We start from the raw sequence: 17,115 nt of genomic DNA, 5'->3' as shown, positions 1-17,115 counted from the left end.
GGTTGGACTGTCAACGATCAGAACGATTTTCTTGCGCGCCTCTTCGGACTGCAAAAGATTAACAAAGCATGAAAATGAGGACGCTCAGGGGATAATCGCGCGCTCCGAAAATGTTTGCGACAGGCCCCTTTAAAATTATCACTTAAATCGATTTCGCTCTTCAAGACGCCGCTGTTCATCAGCTCGACGCTGCTCTTCCTGTCGCCTTTGTTCCTCACGCCGCATTTCTTCGCGGCGCTGTTCGTCAGCTCGACGCTGCTCCTCGCGCCGCTGGTCTTCTACCCGGCGTTGCTCTTCTCTCCATCGATCATCACTCATCGTATCTTCCTTCAATCAAACTGGCGGCCGATCCACCTGCCGAGACGCGCCACATTGTTAAAAAGAACTAAGCCAGCCGTGAATGTTAGAATGCCGATGACGGACGCCCCCATAGGGCCATATCCGTGCCAAAGAAGTGCATAGAGAACCATGACGACACCAGCAAATGTCGCTCCGATCAGCTCGGCCTTATCATCGTCCATTGTGTTTCCCTTCCTTGCCTCGTCAGAATGGAATCTCGTCTCCAAAATCGCGACCTTCGGAGCCGTAGCTGTCGTCAGGCTCCTGATCCTCAGACTTGTCGCCGCCGGGCAGCGGGCCAAACTGGACGGTGCCGCGATAGAGCTGCAAAACAACTTCGGTCGTATAGCGGTCGCTGCCACTCTGATCTTGCCATTTGCGTGTCTGCAACTGGCCTTCGACGTAAACTTCCCGGCCCTTCTTGCCGTACTTCTCAACATACGAGCACAGATGCTCGTTGAAGATAACGACATCATGCCATTGAGTGGATTCCCTCCGCTCACCTGTCTGCTTGTCACGCCAGAACTCGGATGTAGCCACTCGCAACTTGGCCACCGGCTTTCCATTGTTGGTACGCCGAATTTCAGGGTCCAAGCCCAATCGGCCTTGTAGAATGACCTTGTTGATATTGATCGTCATCGACTTTTCCTTTTCTGCGGCTAGGCCGTTTGAAACTACGGGTCCAAATCGTTGCGTTCAAAATACTCGTATCAATCAGCTACTTCGCGGGGTTCTTGCCCGTCCGCTTCCCAAAATGCCGGTAAAGCGTCCTCTGACCTATACCGGTACGCTTGACGACCTCTTTGATGTGAAGATCTAGGTTGAAGAAAAGCTTGCGTGCTTCATCCAGCCGCTCTTGCGGTAGTGATGGCGCTCCACCTTTCTTATCCTCCGGCCGCTTGGCACGCATGTGCGATGCCAGCTCGTTTCGAAGGCCGTTATAGCCTCTGAAAACAAAAGAAATTGCGGCTCCGGCATCTGGATGCCACCGAACGACCTCGTTGGTCGCAGCATCAAACACCGCTGCGCCCTTTTCGTTGATCGCCCGCAAGGTCTCTTCGATGTCTGTGACGCCCGTACCCAAACGAGAGGCACTGGCAACATAGACCATATCGCCTTCCTTCAGGCCGCTGATCATTTCCGTTCGCTGCGGCGTCGGGTCCACATACTCGGTCCTCCTGCGAGTGGCGATCTGCTCCACGAAAATCCTGCACTCCTCGGGCAGGCCAGAGGCGCGTAAAGCCTCTTCCTGCTCCTCCTTCGTGGGGGCAGCTTTTGCCAACCGGATGTAGCCAATCTTCATACGATAATGCCCTTACTACGCTGCCATTACTTTTGGGATTGACAGCGCGTCAAAACTGCTTTGTAGTGTCAAACACTAAACTAATGACACGCACATTGCAATGGAGTTGGAAATGCAGGCCAGAACCTACCGCCTCGGTTCAAGTGAAATGGTGCATACCCCCGGCGTCATAGCTTGGGCGAAGAACGCATATGCCTTCGAAAAGGACCGAAACCAGCTTCGTAAGATTGTCTCCGAGACATGGGGCGTCCCCGACGAGGTTGCTCACCGCCTATTGAGTGGTGAGACAAACTATACCATCGACGGAAACACCGTCGTATTTTCTGATACTATCGAGAGCGCCTGCTGAGGCGCTTAATGCCATAACTTTGCGGGTTGATATCAATGAACTACACCGCTGAACAGACTCGTGACGGCAGATGGCAGGTTGTTCACATTTCCACACGAGCTGCTTACGGACAACCAGTCGCCTCGCCAGATGCGGCGCAACAACTCATCATTGAGGCAGAGGCGGCGGCGAACATTCGCCGCCTTACAGAATGCCGATCTGGTTCCTGCGCGCTTTGAGTTGCCAAGCGATGCCTGATCAGTTTTGCCGCAAGGTCCACTTGCCGTCCATTTTCACAAGAACTGCATGCATAGCTCTCTCAGGCTGGAGAGCCGGTCCATTCTCGCCTTGGCGCATTGTCAGCTTAAACGTGCAATCGTAAGCCTCACCGTTCTGATTGCAGGTCGTGTTTGTAACGCCATAGTGCACATCCCCTCCACCCGTGGCGGCACCGATAAGCGACTGCGCGAATGGATTGCCTGATATCTGCTGGGATGCCTGCGTAAAGGCGTCTTTGAAAGCCTCACTGACATCCGCATCTGTTGGAGCACTGGCACCGCAGCCAGCAAGTAGTAAAGGTAATGCAGCAAGCCACAGTTTCGGATTCATATGTTCTCCATCCCTCTTGAAATCTGATTTTGACATGCAATCCACACAAACAATTATATGTGAAGAGGCAGGCTGTCCATTGACGTCCGTTCTGAGAGCTTTTCGTCCAAATTTCAGCGCCGCTGCTGTTTTCGCTGCTTTGATGGCTATTCCCTTACCTGCCATGGCGGATGCCTCTGAGTGGCCGATCTGTGGCTCATCGCGGCGTGTTCAATGCGTGGTCGATGGCGACACCTTCTGGCATCACCGCATAAAATATCGGATCGTGGATATCGACGCGCCTGAAAGCGGAGATCGAGCACATTGCCAGATCGAGCGTCAGCTTGCTGATGCAGCAACTCACAAACTTAAAGAACTGCTCGACAGAGGCGGTTTAAATCTGGAGTCCGTTGGTACAGACCGCTACGGCCGTGTACTGGTCAGGGCATTTACCGATGGGCATGACATTTCAAGAGAAATGATCAACGCCGGGCTGGCTGTCCCGTTTGGCAAACCTGATCGATTTCGATGGTGTCGATCAAGCCAGATCGCCAGATGACATCAAGGCGTATCTGATGGCCGATGCTACCGCCCCTTGTGCGTAAGGCTTCGGGATCAACTCTATTGTAACACCGCAATCTCTTACCCGGCCGGATGTCAGGATAACTTTCACGTCCGGCCGGTTGCCCATTACCCACCTTGCCAACCCATCCCCATCCATCTCGCCCGGCATTTGGATATCCGAAAACACGAGATCGACGTGGGTTGATTGAAGCACCTTTATCGCTTCCTTGGCACTGCCAACCTCTGTAACCACATATCCGCAGTCCCTTAGATAGTCGGCGATATCAATCCGCACGAGCGGCTCGTCTTCCACAACGAGCACTGCCATTGCTTTCCTGTCCATATGGCGTCCCCTCGACGTGAGTACGTCAAAGAAACACATTATTTTGCATAAAGTTCCATATGTGTTTTATAAGATAGCGCTAGCCTGCACATGCTAGCATAAGCTAGCAGCGCTCCTCATTTTGGTCTCGGAGCATTCGGTGCTGGTGGTGGAGGGAGACGCTTCGGGGGAGCCTCGCCACAAGGCTCATCCAGACCATCATTCTGAACCTTACAACCTCGCTCAATACCGGCCGATCCGCCGGAGCGATCTTTGGCATTTGCAGGGAAAATGAAAGCTGTCGAGCAGGCAAGTGCAATGCTGGACAGGAACAGAGAGAATTTGAACATGGCAGGGGCCTCCTTTGTTGCCTCGTCGTTCTGACGGGTAAGCCCCGGCCTTTATTCGTAGCGGTGATTGTCACCCAAGCGACGGTCCCCGTGGCGGTGCTGGTGATCGATTGCCATTCAACATCGAGACTTCGACCAACGAGCGGGCATATTCGGCCTCCTTATGCTCAAAGGCAGGTCGATATATGCCAATCTCTGCACCATTCATGCCCGCCTCACGCGCAAGGCTCTCCCAGCTCTGTGAAATTGTGTGGGCCATTTCTCCGATGGTCTTTGCCGCATCGTCGGGATCGATCTCGAAATAGAAGGCATACTCCATAAGCATCGAGATCGAGGCGTCCGGCGCGGCCGGATCGGCAATCGCTGTTTTCAGTTCCTTGAAGCGCTCTGGAGCTGGATTGACATCAAAAACGGGAGACAAACGCCACCTCCCATCGCCCGCGTAAAGAAAGCCATGGTTTTTCAGATGATCATCAACGTTAGAAACGAGGATATTGAAGCTCACTCGCCGAAATAGCTCGCGCAGCTCCTCGTAGGGAGCGGCAGCTTGCTCCCGTATCGTATCTGCGAGATTTAGATATGTGCCACCAGTGGCGGTCGGCAGATCGAGCATGGTCTGCGCCGAAATGTAGGGCACTCGGCCATTGCTTGTCCGGTCAAACCGCTCGATGATCGCCACCGGCAAACCTGCGCTCATTTCGATCCGAGCTTTCGGCGCCTCAATCCCACAAAGCTTCGCCAGCCTCAGAGTAAGAACCTCTGCTCTTTCCACGGGATATGTGTCATGAATCGAGGTAAACTTCGCGATGGAAAGGGTTCCGTCGCTGTCAATCACAGAACACTTTGGACGAGCGCCCCCCAGCGTACTACCCACCTGCCGGAGCCGTCGAAGCGCGGCAGCATCAGGATCATTGCTTTCGGCGCTGGCAATAGCATGGCTGAGCTGATCAAGATGCAGGAGGGGGGGAATAGGATGTCGGCCGTTGGGAGCAGCCGAAAGGAACGGGGAGCCTTCCTCAAGGCTACGTACACGCAGAGCGCCCACTCGGCTGAAATCATCGACCGCAGTTAGGAAGTCTATCTCCGTCAGTGGATTGCTATTATTGCCCCCGAGCCGGACATCTTTGCGAATGATATTCCTTCCCCATGAATCCGGCGTCGTGTCCGCAACAGGAGGAGGCAGTGGCGTCCCGTGTTCGTTGGCTGCGCGGAAGAACTTCCTATCCGCATCAAGCGTCAGCGCTGGCGCTATGGCAAAACCTCGTGGGTGCTCCAACCATCCTGAATCATATTGGAAGCTGGAATGCTCGCGACCACCGGCCGCCTCGAACCATAGGGTTCCGACCTCTAGCCCGGAATCGCCAATGCAGATTTTATACGCGCTCTGCACCATCAGAATGCCACCTTATCTTTGCCGTTAGCCGATTCTTGCGTGTCGGCGTCACTCTTCTTTTTCTTGCCATCACGTTTCGGCCGCACACGCTGGGGGAGCGCGTTGACGCCCAGCGCCAGACCAATGTCATCCTTTGAAATGTCCAACAGTCCCGCTAGCCTGCCATGCTCGCCGAGAGTAACTAGAACCATCGCCAAAACCCCAAGCGAAACCCCGCCGTCGCCTTTTTCCAGACGCCTGATGGTGGCAACATTCACGCCAGCGCCATCAGCCATGCGCTGCTGAGTAAAGCGGCGCTTTTTGCGAGCTATCGCGATGTCGTCACCGAGCTTTTTAAGCTCGGCTTGCGCACGAAGGGACGGTACGGGCTTCTCTTTCATAATGGTGCATATATACACCTTTATTGACGCATAAAGCTACATATAAATAGGCTAATGAATTTTATAATGAAGGTGAGATGATCGGTCCTCGACCTCGCCCGTGATCAGCATGGATTTCCCGCGTCGGCTCCGGCCGATTTTCACGAATAGCAGTCGCGCGAGCAACAACATCATCAACGATCACGTCCAGTAGCGGAGTGTCCGCAAGTGTGTGACGCATCTCCTCCCTTACCGAAACGACAGCAGAGCTAATCTTGAGCGCCATTTCGTCAAGGCGTTTCAGCACATGGGTAGCAGGCATACCGACATCCTGCGCGAACTCAGCCCAATGATCACGGCTGATCCTTGTACGCCAGAACTCCCCTTGTTTCGGATTATCCTTGTCACGACCGACTGACATGGCAAGCAGCGGTTTCATGGACGTGTAGTTTGCCGCAAATGCCGCCTGATTATTCAGATCATAAACAGGGGAAAGAGAAAGCCGCCCGCTCGGTGAATACCGTATCGAGTAGTTTTTTCCGTGAGCATCGGGATTCCCTGAAAGATACTGGAACAGCGCCCGATCCAGCATACCAGCCTGATCAACTGCGGGGCGCTCCATCAGTTTCATAAGTTCGGCCATCCTTTTCCAAGAGGGGCCGCCCTTTTCTTCGTATTTGTTCAAGGGATGGATACCAAGAGCCTGACAGAAATCCTCCTGATGGGTGCGATTCAGGAGAGCAGGGCCGTCCTGCCGGGTCTGTAGGGTTCGGTCGTAACGTGCGATCCGCATATAGACCTTATCCTCAGCCTGCTGGATCTGCGATGTGGGAACTCGAAGTCCGCAAGCATGCGCCAGCCGGAGACAAAAGTGCTCCGTCTTAATGGAATCGTTCAATCCAGCGATATCGACCTTGATGATATGAGAGGATGGGAAGCCATTGACCGGCAATGCGACCTTGCCCCCCATCACCAACACGGCCATTTTGTCGTGAACGCCAGCGAGCGAAATTCGCGTTCCTAGCACTGGATCGTCAACTAGCGGACGCGCTGGCAGTTCACGGAGGAGCTGTGCCAACTCCTCCTCACTCAAAACCTTGAAGCCGGGCGGCTCGCGCAGTGCAATATTTCGTTCGGCAGGATCGGCGAAGATAACAGCGCCAGCGCAATCGCGGCCGATCAGCCGGAGAAATTCAAAATCGCTTTCATGGGCCGATTGCATTCCGAAAGCCTGAGCGATCCTGTGCCGATGATGATGGCTTTCAGGCAGCAGTCCAGCAATGAACGGCTCCACGACTTCCGGCCCGTGTTCCACCTTTGTGAGAGGCATCGAGAGCGACAGTGCGTGCCCTCGGCCCTCTCTGGCATCTGAAAGCCACTGACGGTCGTAGACGAAGTGCAGGCCGTCCTTGCTTCGTTCGAGATCGCCAACCTTCCTGTCGTAAAGAACCACATTCAGGCTATTTCCGTTGCTCACCTACCCTGCTCCAAATCGTCTGGCAGACTGTCCCCGATATCGATCTCGGTTTCTTCCTCGGTCGGTTTGTCTGCCACGATGACACCGCTGATTTTGGCCGTATCGACAACATCGAATGTAAGGCCTACGGCCTCTGCGATCCTGATAGCGACTGACAGCGAAACGTCCTTACCGTCCTCGAAATCCTTCACAATGAATCGACTAAAGCCTGTGGCATTGCCCACTTGCTCTCGCGATAGTGACAGTTCTTCCCGCCGCTGCTTTACTGCATCGCAAAGCCGCTCGTGGCCATGCGGGCGTATAACATCGTCAGGTGGGATTGTGTCTTTGCTGCCGAGCCGGGCAAGCCACTCCTGCCTTTGCTCAAGGCTCATCAGTTCCCATGCAATGATCGTTGCCGCAACATAGCGCGGCGGCTCTCCATTCGTTCCAAACTGCCCCCTCAATTGCCTGCTGACGCTGATCTCTGTTTTTCCCGTCATGGCGGCGAGCGTTTTCTGGCTCAAACCGGCCGCTCGGGCACGCTCCTGCCATGGGGAAACTTCGGTACTGTACTTGCGCGGCTCGCGCCCGGAGCGCGCCCGACGTTCTTTTTCTGACATTAATATCACTCACGCATATTGACAAAGAGGGCCGGTTAGGAACATAGATATAACTAACGCATATTGATCGGTTTTGAAAGGCATCTGAAATGCGCCATTGGCTCCGCAATCTGCCCGACATGGACTCCAAGTTCGTGGAAGAGCACATCGAACCGTTGGAAAGCCTCTACCGGGAAAGAGGCGAGCTTACGCGCCGCATTACCAAGACCGAAATCGACGTACATCACGCGGTCCTGAATCGCTGGACGCCCGATCAGGTCAGAGCCTGTTTTGAAACCTCCATTCATCAGGACTCCTCCCAGTAGTCTGCTTCATTGATGCGGCGGACCACCTTCCCCGGCTTCCCTCAGCCGGGGATTTTTTTTGCCTGCTTTTTAGATCGACCAGAAGCGGCATGCGGATTAGCTCGTTCTTCGATCCAATTTGGACATATAGGCACCGGACGAGCTGAATGCAGTTCAGTGTTGCAAGCGTGACAGCCAAAAAAGAAGCGGCCCCTTTCGGGACCGCTCCACTTGCCTATCCCCCTTTCGGAAGATCGCTGCTCAGTTGCTCCCGCCGAGAGCAACGGACTGGACCCAACCGATGAAGATACCCACAATCCCGAGGATACCAGCGATGACCGCAGCCATGGCCGAACGGCCAGCATTGTTGCGGCTCTGCTCGTTGTTGACGGCATCCCACCACTTGTAGACCGAGTAGCCTGCGAAGATCAGGCTCAGCGCGCCGAAGAGGTAGAGGCCGGTGCTCGCAAGGTTCTCAAGCCCTGACTTTGCATCGTCGGGGTTCATTCGAGAATTACGCGCCGCGTCCTGCGCCTGCTTCTGAAACTCAAGCGGGGCTTTCGGGTCGGCCGTCTGGCCGAGTACGGTTTCCAGTGCTGAAAAATAGGTCACGCTCGCCAGAGCGATTGCAGCCAGGTACTTGTCTCGCGCCTTACCGGCGACAGCTAATGCGGTTGCCTTCATTTCCTTCTCTCCTTGCCGCCAACGGCCCGTTGCTCAATATGCTTACACCAAGCTCACACGTTTCACAATGAAGTGTTGCACCTTTTTAATGTGCAATTGTGACACTACACAAGAGGTTTCAGCCCTATTCCGCCGCCACTTTCATCGTGTTCGCCATCTCGTATTGCATAATTTCATCTGCTACCAGCTTAGCAATGGAAGTGCCGGTAGAACGCCTTTGCGTTCTGGCCATTTCTTCCCATCGACCAATGGCAGTTCCTTCGGGGAAGCGTTTCGCCAGAAGATCGAGCGCACGATCCAGTGGAACGCGACTGTAAAGCTCGTCACGTACAGCGCGATCTTCTGACTTCGTTGAAAGCGCCCACAGCAGCCTGATCCCCAACGCATTGTTGAAAATCACCCACCGCTTCTCGTCATTTCGCAGCTTGTACATCGCCAGCACGTTCGCGCCCTTCGAAGGGTCTGATTTGTCAGGGCCGTTCACGTAGCGCTGCAAAGCCTCATCGACCGCTTCGCTGCCCCCCAGCTCATCGAGGATAGCTCTGCGAGCGGCCTGAGAGTCGGAATTGAGGATCATGATCGTGGTGGCCTGCGATGTCAGGCCTTTGAAGTCGGCCAGCTCTTGCGACACAAGTGCGACCTCAAGGTTCCACTTACGGCCGGTTCGGCAGTCATGCCAAACCACGTCATTGATGGTGTCAATACTGGTGCCGGTCAGATGGTATTCGTCCATCACCATACGCTTTGGAGTCTCGGCGATGATTTGGAAGGTCCGCTGCCAATAGCGTTCATATGCCTGCCGTATTTCAGGATCGTCAGGGAACGTCATCGCACGGATATCGTCTTTATCGCCCGCGATCTTGCTCATGAACACCTGACGAGTCATCAGGAACATGAGGGTGTTCTTCCTCGCAGATTCGTCCGTCATGGACGAAACCGTCAGAACATCTTGCAGGTCGATTGCCATGATCCGGGCAGAACCGGTCTCAATCGACGTGTAGTTGGTGAACATCGGATAGGCACTTTCCAGCGATTCAAGATGGCGCTGGACATTCCTGATCATCTCTTCGCCGAAATCGTCTTTGATCTGCGGCTCGGCGATAACCGTCGCGATATCTTTGATGCGCGGAGCGGCATAGCGTTGCGCCCGAACGGCCATCTCATGATTCCCACGCAACATAAACTCATCCACGAGTGTCCAATATCGCGTGCGATCCGTGACCTTGATACCGGCCGCATGAGCCGCCTCATTGAGCTGCGGGTCGATATTTGCCTGCCAGCGGTTGGCATTTGAATCGACGCTGAGATCACTTTTGATCTCGAAAACACGGTCAATGACGCGAGTGATAAGCTGCGGCAGCAGCTCGTGGTCCATCGGGATCGCCGTCAGCAGGAAGTTCTTCATGAACACCCGCTCCCGATCCAACGGATAGCGCGAGCCTAGCGAGATATCGAAGAGATTGACCGCATATTCGGCGGTGTTCTTCGGCCGCATATAAATGACCTCGCGCCGCCGCTCTTCCGGCAGTAAGGCACTTAGAAGGTTCATACAGCCCGACGAGGATACCCCCACGTCTGCAACCATCATGAAAGGTAACTCGCTGCCCGGTCGGTACGCCGCAAGATCGAAATTCATCCGGTTCATCAACACCGACTTACCCGAACCTGTACCGGCTGCAATGAGTGTGAGCCATGCCGGTTGCTCAGGCGCAAAAGCGCGATGCGGAGTAAGTTTTCCTTCTATCGACGTGAAAAGACTGTCGCCGGTCTCGAACACGGGAGCGGTGCGGTGGAACGGCAGGACAACGGAAAGGTCCGAGATCGGGGCGAGCGTGCCGCGCCAGCTCTGTGTGGTGGCGTTCATGCCCGCCACTGTCTCCGCCAGTGTGCGGACCGGGCTTGCCGGGCTGTCAGTGACCGTGCAGTCCCCCCACGACTGCAAGCCGACCAGTAGAGCTGATGCGCGGCTGCGTAGCCTCTCCTCCGGCTCTCCCGGCTCGATCCAAGTCGCGGCCGACAGGTTGGTCTTGACCACTGCCTCAGTATCGGAGCCAAGCGCATCCGTCACCAGTTGGAGGTTCTTGCCGAGCAGCTTGGTCGTACCATCGAATATGCCGAGCAATTGCGCAGCGACCTGCCTGATGCGGATTGAGGACTTGTCTGCGCTGTTCAAGGATTCCAGCGAGATCGCTACGCGGTAGGGCATCTGCGAGCGCCGCAGGCGCTCCACGAGATGATTAAACGGTCGCAGGTTCTTAGGATAGCGCAGCACCTGACAAACGGCGAAACTGCGTGGTCCCCATGAAATCCGGCGCATATCCTGCGAAACCACAGGAGCCGACGAAAGGATCTGCATCGCCAGTGGTGGAGCGAAAAAATCGGACACGTCACTGTCGAACGTGTTTTTCAGCGGCGGATATTTCACAGCACCCGGTTCATGCGGCTTCCAGTCATTGGGTGTCTCATGGAAGAAAATACCCTGACGGATTTTGGCGATATCCGGTCTTGAGCCATCCTCGCCCGGCATGACTATGCTGGCTATCACGCCTATCCGGTCCAGAGCGGTCATGAACGACTGCACGAATGCCATATGCGGCCCTTCCAAAGCTGGAAGCTCAGCATACGGGTCCATGGCCGCCCTCATGGCAGGTAGCTCGCTGCGGGCTTTGTCGTTGGCCTTCTTCTGCGCGACGATCTCACGCTGTTGCCCGGCCTGCGGGCGCGTGATCAACGCCACCACGAGCCGTTCCGAAACGGCCCTGCGCAAAATCACATTGCGCGATTCTTCGAGAATGCCGGCGACGCGCAATTGCTTGAGTTCAGCGTTGTGGCGCTGGCGCTCAAGGTGCTCGTCAACCTCGGTCTCAGCATTGAAGGACGATTCGAATGAGACGACGATGTTATGGCCGGGCGCCTTCATCACCTGCGCCATTTCGGCCGCAAAAATATCGATCATCCTATCGGCGTAATCACGCTCCGAGATGATCGAGCGAGCACCCTTGATCTCGATAAGTGTGATATCCGAGCCGTCATGCGCGAATAAGACAGGGCGTGTGCTGTTCGGATCGAATCCACTCAGGTCGCAGAACTGATCTGCGTGTCGGTTCAGCATCGTCGTCATCGGCTAATCCCTCGGGGTATAACGGATCAAGAAAGCCGGAAGAGCTGTCTTCGGCTCCAGTCCATCCATTCCCGTTCCAAAAAATTCTCTTCCAAAACCGTCGAGTATGTCGCTGCGGCGCTTGAGTGAAAGCTCAAGCCCGATATTCATGCTTTCGTAGCCCTTCTCCTCGGCCATCTTGCGAGCACGCTCAATTGCCTGCCATACCCTTGGAGACCCTTGCGCCTCCGGTAGAAAAGCGATCTTGGCGGGCTTGTCTTCTTCCATGTCGCTCATCTTCAAAACTCCGGCCGAGGGCCGAACTGAACCACATTTTCCCGTCGCTCCTGCGCACGGCGGTCCTGATCAAGGCGATCTTGGCGCTTGAGGTTGTCTCTGGTGTCTTCGAGCGTACCAGCAACGTCGCGGACAACTCGGGGCGGCGCTGCAAAAGACGATCTCAGCTCAGCCAATTGCCTCTGACCATGAAGACCACAATGGCGGACACGCTGCTCCATCCTCTCCATGATCTGCGGCCCTCGCTCCTTCTGCAGGGCCGTCCATGCAACCTTCATGCGGTCGCCATAGGCCATTGCATCATTCATCGCACTCTGACGCGAAGACAATGGTCGGGAAATATCATTGGCAGCAGCGACAGCTTCGCGTGCCTTGCCCGCAAGCTGCTCGATTACATCCATTTCTCGCTGCAAGCTTGCGCGTGCTTCCCGCCGTGCATGCTCGGCCTCAATCGCCGCCATTCCGGGCGGCAGAAGCCGGTCACGTCCGCCCTCGGCAATGGCCCGTTTTTCATTGTCAATTATGGCCGTCGCCGCCATGGCGCTTTTCATGCGCTGGAAAGGCGACAGCTCCGAAACCTCGCTATAAGCCGCCAAGGTGCGCTCCATGACATCCTTGGCTGCCGCGCGCTCCGGTAGGTCCTTCACTTTTAGAGCAGTAGGTTCTGGAAGGCGGAAAGGCTGGCCTTGGATGGTGACAATCCGCTGCGATAGAGCCTGCCGCTCGATCCACGAGAAATTCCGCTCGACCTTTTCACGAGCCGTCGCGACGGCTGCGGCATAACCGGGCTGCACTATATCGTCCATAGCCTGTCTGGCCGACATCTTGCCGTCCAAAACCGCGTTCGCAGCCTTGACCAAGGTCGTTTTCATGCCCGCATCCTCACACCACTGGTCCGCAACGTTGGCGAGCCTATGAATGCGGTCTGTTGGAGCGAAAATGTTCTTGTCTATCCACGTCCGGTCCAGCCCTTCTTCGAAGAAGTCCGTCAGACGAACAAGCTGCCCGTCATATTTTATAGAAAGGTCGGCTGGGAGCCTGTGAGCAGCGGGGTACATGCGGCTCGTGCGCTTGTCCTGCACTCTCGCCCCTGTAGCAACAAACTCGCCATCCTTGGGCAGCAGGCCGATTTCGCGGCCCTGTTCGATCAACGCCAAAACGGCATAGGTCTGCTGCAATCTGCCTTCTGCATGTCGATGAAGAGCACCAACAGGGACTCCGTCTGCCGTTCGTACTACGTCATCATAAAGCTCGGTGAAGAGCGGCAGAGGATCTGGCTTGCTATCCATGATCTCCCGACGAGATGCCGGTGTTTGCTGCCCCAGCTCGATAATACGGGCGGCAAGGCGCTCGTCGGTTTTCGCCGCCTCGCGAACGAACTCGTTGCCGTAGTCCGCAGCTATGGCAGCGCGAGTTATAGCCTCTTCCAACGCCGCCTTGGCCTCGCTACGCGATGGGCCATCAGCTCCATCGGAAGCCAGTAGGCTATCTGCCTCCTTGATCTCGTTGAGATAATACCTAGCCATAAGAGCCGGATCACGCAGATGATCGTATTCCTGCTCCTGATCTTCCACTAACTCTGCGTCTTGGGCCGCCCATTCAGCAGCAGACGGCCCGGTCGGCTCTACCGTCTTGAAGCTGGTGTCAACGGTGACGCCGCGTGCCCTCAACTGTTCCAAGAGCGATGCCACGCTTTCCACGTGGCTCTCATGCTCCCGTTCCGCTCTCGCTGTTGCAGTTTCGTATTCGAGGCCGCTCATCCGATCAGTTGCGGCTTCTTCTGGATCGTAGCCGTAATCGGTCTCCGTTCGGGAAAGATCGAGGCTTCCACCCGGCTCCAGTTTATCGAGTTGGTCCTTCATGTCTGCGAGGAATTGGCGCTCAGCGCGAGCCTCATTCCGGGTCACATAGCTGTCTTCCGAAATGAAGTGCGGCGAATCTTGATCAGTCAGTCTGGCATTCAGATGGTTTAGCCGCTCGGCCACAGCGGCCTGAACAGCCTTGAAGACCTCCTCGCTGGTTTGCAGCGTTTCAAGAGGATTTGCTTCCCTGTTGCCAGACACTGCATATCGAAGCTGTTGCTCGGCAGTGTGGCCGATATGGATCGGTGCTTCCGGGCTACCGGGTATAGGTGCTTGCTCCGGCCGCGACCGGCGCTCGCGTCCAATAGCTACAGCCAGATCGCCGTCATCACGTGCCAGATCGAGAAGATATTCATTTTGATGATTTAATGCCTCGATAGCCGCCCGTGCCAGCTCCCGCTCGTAGGTGATTTGATAGGAGGCTGCATGCTCGGCAGGGAGCTTGCCAGCCTTGACGCGATCGATGGCCTCGCGGGCAAACTCGACCTCGACCATGATTTCATTTCCGCGCTCCACCTGCTCGATCCCAAACCGAGCAACGGCCTCTTCATATCGATCTCTCAGATTGATCCGGTTTTCAGCCATCTACGCCCCCTACTGGCTCAAGCCTGTCCACACCTGCGAAAGTGCGTAGACAACAACAGATGAAATCCCGAGCAGCGCCCCGATGCAGAACCCGACGATTTGGCCGGTCTTGCTCCAGTCAGCAGGGGCGTAGGCCTCCCGCTGCACCATCCGGTAAAGGTTGACGCCAGTGATGCCGCACATCGCCAATCCGATTACGGCAAATAGGAGAGGCACCACATCGCCGAAGCCCGAAAGGAATTGGTAAAAGCTGCGTGCCCCATCCTCCAATTTCAGGGTGTTTTCCATTCGCTCTCTCCTTGAGCTACCGGATGCCCTTCGGAATGACCACGGGAGCAAGGAACACGATCCCCATCCCGGTGCCTGCCGGAGCTGACATCGTTGGTGGCCGGTTGAAGTGCTGGCGAGCGGCGGTAGAAAGATTATTGCCCAGCGGCTGCAACGCTGCCACGCCCGCCTGCCAGTAATTAACCGGATTGCTGTTCGAAACGACCACGCCGTCTGAAACAACGTAGTCACGATTGTTCTGCACGAGCTGGTTTGCTACCTGCCCCGCGCCTTGCAGCAGCGAGGAGACAAACAGCCCGGCGTAGCGAGACCAAGTGTGACGATCCACCTTAGTCGCAACACCCGTACGGGCATCATTCTCGGAAACCGCTATCGCCTTTATCGGATATTGCTGACCGGAGACGGTCACGAGCTGATTGAAAGCGATGGCGGACTGATTTTCCGAGTACGAGATGTTTCCTACCAGTCGCATCCCTGTAAGGGGGCCGTTCCGCGTCCCGCTTGCCGGATCATAAATCACGTCATCCAGCGTCACGATAATGGGAGCGGCCGGGTCGTCGCTATTAAAGCCTCTGTCGAGGCGAGCGAAAACCACATCGCCAGTTCGCGCTACAAGTTTCATCGTCGCAGGATTGGGACCGCTCGGCTTTGCAGGCGCTTCCTTCTTTTCCTCTGGCGGTGCTGCATACCGGTTGATCGCCATAGCCGCGATGCCGCCAGAACCGGAACCGCCCCGGTCATTCGCCCCAAGTGAGGCTATCTGCGCTTGGATCGCGGCCCGTGCCGCCGCGTCATCGACAGGCTGTTCCACTGGTACGCGCGTCACATAGACGGTTCGCTCGGTGGTTTCCTTGATGATGCGTTCCTGCGGCTCCGGAGCGGGCTTTGGAGGCTCTGGCACGGGAGGTTGCTCACCACGGTCGGCAGGCCCAACACCAGTGATCACCGTCGGTGCCTGATAGTCTCGTCCTTGTTCTCTGGCTTGCTGGGCATCCGACTGGTTGACGGTTGCTCTCCGGCTGGCCTCTTGCGGCGTCACCGGCTCCAATTGATCGTTCCTCGGAACATTGGTGGCATTCGGCAAGGATGTTTGCGTGCCAGCGCCAGTGTCAGGCGCTACTTGCCCTGAAAGGATAAAAGCAGCCGCGCCAACAGTGACAGCAGCTAAGGCACCAACTCCGACTACGATTTTGTTTACCGCCATAGCCCCTCTCCTTAAAAGCGTACCGTTGCCGGGCGTTCTGCCCCGTTCTTGTCCACGAAGAGCACGCGGTAAGGCGCTCCGCTAAAGCGATAGGCCTTCTCGCCGTCCGGTGTTTGCGCCTTGCTATTCCAGCCCGGAGACAACATCTCTGCATGGCCGACTACGACGAGATCACCATTGCTCGCGATGTAGCCGCGAAGATCGGGAGCACCGTCCAGTGCCACCGCCCTTGCCCCTCGTGGCGGGCGGCCGACAATGTAATCGGCCAGATCGCCGTCACCCGTCACCACTTTTGATGGCCGCTTGTAATTTCCCGCCGCAGCTCTTCGAGCCGTTGCTTTCGCGTTGGAAATGGAAATCGGCTTCACCTTGTCAGCCAGCGGCGATTTTCCCTCAATGATGACCGTCAGCGGCATATCAATGCTGACCTGTTTCTGGCCCTGTCCCTGCTGTGGCCGGAAACCCGATTGGGTCATCAAGACTATGGGATAAGGCCACTTTTCGAGACTGACGTTGATGTTCGAGAATATCTCGAAATAGCAGGGCGTGAGATTGATCGTCGTCGGCCGCTGTCCATCGCCGGAAGGCGTATTGCCGGACGCTCCGCAACCGGCACCGTCCTGCGCAAGCACAGTCGGATTGTACGTGACGTTAACAATCGGCCATGGATAGCCGTCACTGTCGACGAAGGTGACTGGCGTAGTCATGCCGTAAGCGAGCCGGGCTATCGGGGGCTGCTGCATAGGTGTCTTGGCAGCATTCACCACGCGCGGCAGAGCAGTCGGGTAGGGATCGGTCGAATAGGTCGGGCGGACAGCGGCGCTTCGAGAACCAAGAGTAGCATCTCTGATCCGGCCGACTTCATTCGGGCGAAGGATCATGCCTTCTGACTGATCGACCATGCCACGCCGCACAGCGTCCAGCTCTTCCTTGGTCAATTGTCGTGGTGGCAGGTTCGGTCTGGACGTGGTTTCCACCTGCCCCTGTTGGAGCTGCGGAGCAACAGTCGTGGGCGTCTCTTCCGGTGGCGCTTGGCGCGGAATGGGAGACCCGGCGCTATCCCCCTGCGGAGCCGAAATGTTCGTTTCCTGTCCGGTTGGATTCCCGTTCTGCGCGGGCGGCTCCTGCTCTTGGGCGAAAACAGGCAGAATGCCCGCCGTAGACGCCATGAGTAGTGCCGCAAGCG

The 17,115-nt window shown here is 56.1% G+C and carries 20 protein-coding genes; 2 read left to right on the top strand and 18 right to left on the bottom strand.

All coding sequences use genetic code 11. The features are described from left to right. Window positions 1–138 precede the first annotated feature (138 nt). The 4 genes from ABWW11_RS24660 to ABWW11_RS24645 form a co-directional block, all read right to left on the bottom strand. Entirely contained in the window at window positions 139–318 is a 180-nt protein-coding gene (locus ABWW11_RS24660) for a hypothetical protein (protein ID WP_125271643.1), read from the bottom strand. Window positions 319–329: 11 nt separating this feature from the next. Further along, window positions 330–521, bottom strand: coding sequence for a hypothetical protein (locus ABWW11_RS24655; RefSeq protein ID WP_125271642.1), 192 nt, complete (start codon window positions 519–521; stop codon window positions 330–332). A gap of 22 nt (window positions 522–543) precedes the next feature. Continuing rightward, window positions 544–978, bottom strand: coding sequence for a single-stranded DNA-binding protein (gene ssb / locus ABWW11_RS24650; RefSeq protein WP_125271641.1), 435 nt, complete (start codon window positions 976–978; stop codon window positions 544–546). 79 nt (window positions 979–1,057) lie between these two features. Next, complete coding sequence (locus tag ABWW11_RS24645) at window positions 1,058–1,642, bottom strand: recombinase family protein (protein WP_125271701.1); 585 nt, start codon at window positions 1,640–1,642, stop codon at window positions 1,058–1,060. Between the two features lie 112 nt (window positions 1,643–1,754). Between ABWW11_RS24645 and ABWW11_RS24640 the strand changes: the two genes are divergently transcribed. Beyond that, on the top strand, window positions 1,755–1,991 hold the full coding sequence (locus tag ABWW11_RS24640) for a hypothetical protein (RefSeq protein WP_125271702.1): 237 nt from the start codon (window positions 1,755–1,757) through the stop codon (window positions 1,989–1,991). 237 nt (window positions 1,992–2,228) lie between these two features. On the opposite strand, the gene ABWW11_RS24635 is transcribed toward ABWW11_RS24640, so the two are convergent. Further along, window positions 2,229–2,744, bottom strand: a complete 516-nt coding sequence (locus ABWW11_RS24635) for a hypothetical protein (protein WP_172965753.1) — start codon at window positions 2,742–2,744, stop codon at window positions 2,229–2,231. 52 nt (window positions 2,745–2,796) lie between these two features. Here ABWW11_RS24635 and ABWW11_RS24630 point away from each other — a divergent pair, with 52 nt between their 5' ends. Continuing rightward, the gene (locus ABWW11_RS24630) at window positions 2,797–3,117 is read left to right on the top strand and encodes a thermonuclease family protein (RefSeq protein WP_172965745.1); all 321 of its coding nucleotides are present in this window, start codon (window positions 2,797–2,799) and stop codon (window positions 3,115–3,117) included. On the opposite strand, the gene ABWW11_RS24625 is transcribed toward ABWW11_RS24630, so the two are convergent. From ABWW11_RS24625 to ABWW11_RS24565, 13 genes are all read right to left on the bottom strand, one after another. After that, window positions 3,097–3,465 carry a response regulator gene (locus tag ABWW11_RS24625; protein ID WP_125271705.1) on the bottom strand — a complete coding sequence of 123 codons (369 nt, stop codon included), beginning with the start codon at window positions 3,463–3,465 and terminating at the stop codon, window positions 3,097–3,099. The genes ABWW11_RS24630 and ABWW11_RS24625 overlap by 21 nt on opposite strands. 399 nt (window positions 3,466–3,864) lie before the next feature. Further along, window positions 3,865–5,187: a type II toxin-antitoxin system HipA family toxin gene (locus ABWW11_RS24620; protein WP_256886279.1), complete on the bottom strand. Its 1,323-nt coding sequence runs from the start codon at window positions 5,185–5,187 to the stop codon at window positions 3,865–3,867. Next, on the bottom strand, window positions 5,187–5,567 hold the full coding sequence (locus ABWW11_RS24615) for a helix-turn-helix domain-containing protein (protein ID WP_125271634.1): 381 nt from the start codon (window positions 5,565–5,567) through the stop codon (window positions 5,187–5,189). Before ABWW11_RS24615 ends, ABWW11_RS24620 begins: the two co-directional genes overlap by 1 nt. Window positions 5,568–5,628: 61 nt before the next feature. Further along, window positions 5,629–7,023 carry a type II toxin-antitoxin system HipA family toxin gene (locus tag ABWW11_RS24610; RefSeq protein WP_125271633.1) on the bottom strand — a complete coding sequence of 465 codons (1,395 nt, stop codon included), beginning with the start codon at window positions 7,021–7,023 and terminating at the stop codon, window positions 5,629–5,631. Then, complete coding sequence (locus ABWW11_RS24605) at window positions 7,020–7,625, bottom strand: helix-turn-helix domain-containing protein (protein WP_125271632.1); 606 nt, start codon at window positions 7,623–7,625, stop codon at window positions 7,020–7,022. The genes ABWW11_RS24610 and ABWW11_RS24605 overlap by 4 nt, the downstream gene beginning before the upstream one ends. Window positions 7,626–7,678: 53 nt before the next feature. Continuing rightward, window positions 7,679–7,912: a hypothetical protein gene (locus tag ABWW11_RS24600; protein ID WP_125271631.1), complete on the bottom strand. Its 234-nt coding sequence runs from the start codon at window positions 7,910–7,912 to the stop codon at window positions 7,679–7,681. Between the two features lie 258 nt (window positions 7,913–8,170). Continuing rightward, window positions 8,171–8,593: a hypothetical protein gene (locus ABWW11_RS24595; RefSeq protein WP_125271630.1), complete on the bottom strand. Its 423-nt coding sequence runs from the start codon at window positions 8,591–8,593 to the stop codon at window positions 8,171–8,173. 124 nt (window positions 8,594–8,717) lie between these two features. Next, on the bottom strand, window positions 8,718–11,714 hold the full coding sequence (locus ABWW11_RS24590; protein ID WP_125271629.1) for a putative type IV secretion/conjugal transfer ATPase: 2,997 nt from the start codon (window positions 11,712–11,714) through the stop codon (window positions 8,718–8,720). Window positions 11,715–11,717: 3 nt separating this feature from the next. After that, entirely contained in the window at window positions 11,718–11,990 is a 273-nt protein-coding gene (locus tag ABWW11_RS24585; protein WP_125271628.1) for a hypothetical protein, read from the bottom strand. A gap of 2 nt (window positions 11,991–11,992) precedes the next feature. Next, complete coding sequence (locus ABWW11_RS24580) at window positions 11,993–14,437, bottom strand: hypothetical protein (RefSeq protein WP_125271627.1); 2,445 nt, start codon at window positions 14,435–14,437, stop codon at window positions 11,993–11,995. A gap of 9 nt (window positions 14,438–14,446) precedes the next feature. Then, complete coding sequence (locus ABWW11_RS24575; RefSeq protein WP_125271626.1) at window positions 14,447–14,725, bottom strand: hypothetical protein; 279 nt, start codon at window positions 14,723–14,725, stop codon at window positions 14,447–14,449. A 16-nt stretch (window positions 14,726–14,741) separates the two neighbouring features. Beyond that, a complete protein-coding gene (locus tag ABWW11_RS24570) occupies window positions 14,742–15,929 on the bottom strand; it encodes a DotG/IcmE/VirB10 family type IV secretion system protein (protein WP_125271625.1) in 1,188 nt (395 codons plus the stop codon). A gap of 11 nt (window positions 15,930–15,940) precedes the next feature. Next, complete coding sequence (locus ABWW11_RS24565; RefSeq protein WP_172965744.1) at window positions 15,941–17,098, bottom strand: DotH/IcmK family type IV secretion protein; 1,158 nt, start codon at window positions 17,096–17,098, stop codon at window positions 15,941–15,943. Between the last annotated feature and the right edge of the window lie 17 nt (window positions 17,099–17,115).

It is taken from the genome of Brucella sp. NBRC 113783 (assembly GCF_040372265.1).
GTDB lineage: Bacteria > Pseudomonadota > Alphaproteobacteria > Rhizobiales > Rhizobiaceae > Brucella > Brucella teleogrylli.
Note: the sequence above shows the minus strand (reverse complement) of the source record. Positions and strands in the feature narration are given on the sequence as shown.

Coding starts and splice junctions, on each gene's coding strand:
- ABWW11_RS24620 (WP_256886279.1), bottom strand. CDS start 5,187: ATGGTGCAGAGCGCGTATAAAATCTGCATTGGCGATTCCGGGCTAGAG.
- ABWW11_RS24580 (WP_125271627.1), bottom strand. CDS start 14,437: ATGGCTGAAAACCGGATCAATCTGAGAGATCGATATGAAGAGGCCGTT.
- ABWW11_RS24605 (WP_125271632.1), bottom strand. CDS start 7,625: ATGTCAGAAAAAGAACGTCGGGCGCGCTCCGGGCGCGAGCCGCGCAAG.
- ABWW11_RS24615 (WP_125271634.1), bottom strand. CDS start 5,567: ATGAAAGAGAAGCCCGTACCGTCCCTTCGTGCGCAAGCCGAGCTTAAA.
- ABWW11_RS24635 (WP_172965753.1), bottom strand. CDS start 2,744: ATGGCAGGTAAGGGAATAGCCATCAAAGCAGCGAAAACAGCAGCGGCG.
- ABWW11_RS24590 (WP_125271629.1), bottom strand. CDS start 11,714: ATGACGACGATGCTGAACCGACACGCAGATCAGTTCTGCGACCTGAGT.
- ABWW11_RS24645 (WP_125271701.1), bottom strand. CDS start 1,642: ATGAAGATTGGCTACATCCGGTTGGCAAAAGCTGCCCCCACGAAGGAG.
- ABWW11_RS24655 (WP_125271642.1), bottom strand. CDS start 521: ATGGACGATGATAAGGCCGAGCTGATCGGAGCGACATTTGCTGGTGTC.
- ssb (WP_125271641.1), bottom strand. CDS start 978: ATGACGATCAATATCAACAAGGTCATTCTACAAGGCCGATTGGGCTTG.
- ABWW11_RS24565 (WP_172965744.1), bottom strand. CDS start 17,098: ATGGCGTCTACGGCGGGCATTCTGCCTGTTTTCGCCCAAGAGCAGGAG.
- ABWW11_RS24585 (WP_125271628.1), bottom strand. CDS start 11,990: ATGAGCGACATGGAAGAAGACAAGCCCGCCAAGATCGCTTTTCTACCG.
- ABWW11_RS24625 (WP_125271705.1), bottom strand. CDS start 3,465: ATGGACAGGAAAGCAATGGCAGTGCTCGTTGTGGAAGACGAGCCGCTC.
- ABWW11_RS24600 (WP_125271631.1), bottom strand. CDS start 7,912: ATGAATGGAGGTTTCAAAACAGGCTCTGACCTGATCGGGCGTCCAGCG.
- ABWW11_RS24640 (WP_125271702.1), top strand. CDS start 1,755: ATGCAGGCCAGAACCTACCGCCTCGGTTCAAGTGAAATGGTGCATACC.
- ABWW11_RS24570 (WP_125271625.1), bottom strand. CDS start 15,929: ATGGCGGTAAACAAAATCGTAGTCGGAGTTGGTGCCTTAGCTGCTGTC.
- ABWW11_RS24595 (WP_125271630.1), bottom strand. CDS start 8,593: ATGAAGGCAACCGCATTAGCTGTCGCCGGTAAGGCGCGAGACAAGTAC.
- ABWW11_RS24575 (WP_125271626.1), bottom strand. CDS start 14,725: ATGGAAAACACCCTGAAATTGGAGGATGGGGCACGCAGCTTTTACCAA.
- ABWW11_RS24660 (WP_125271643.1), bottom strand. CDS start 318: ATGAGTGATGATCGATGGAGAGAAGAGCAACGCCGGGTAGAAGACCAG.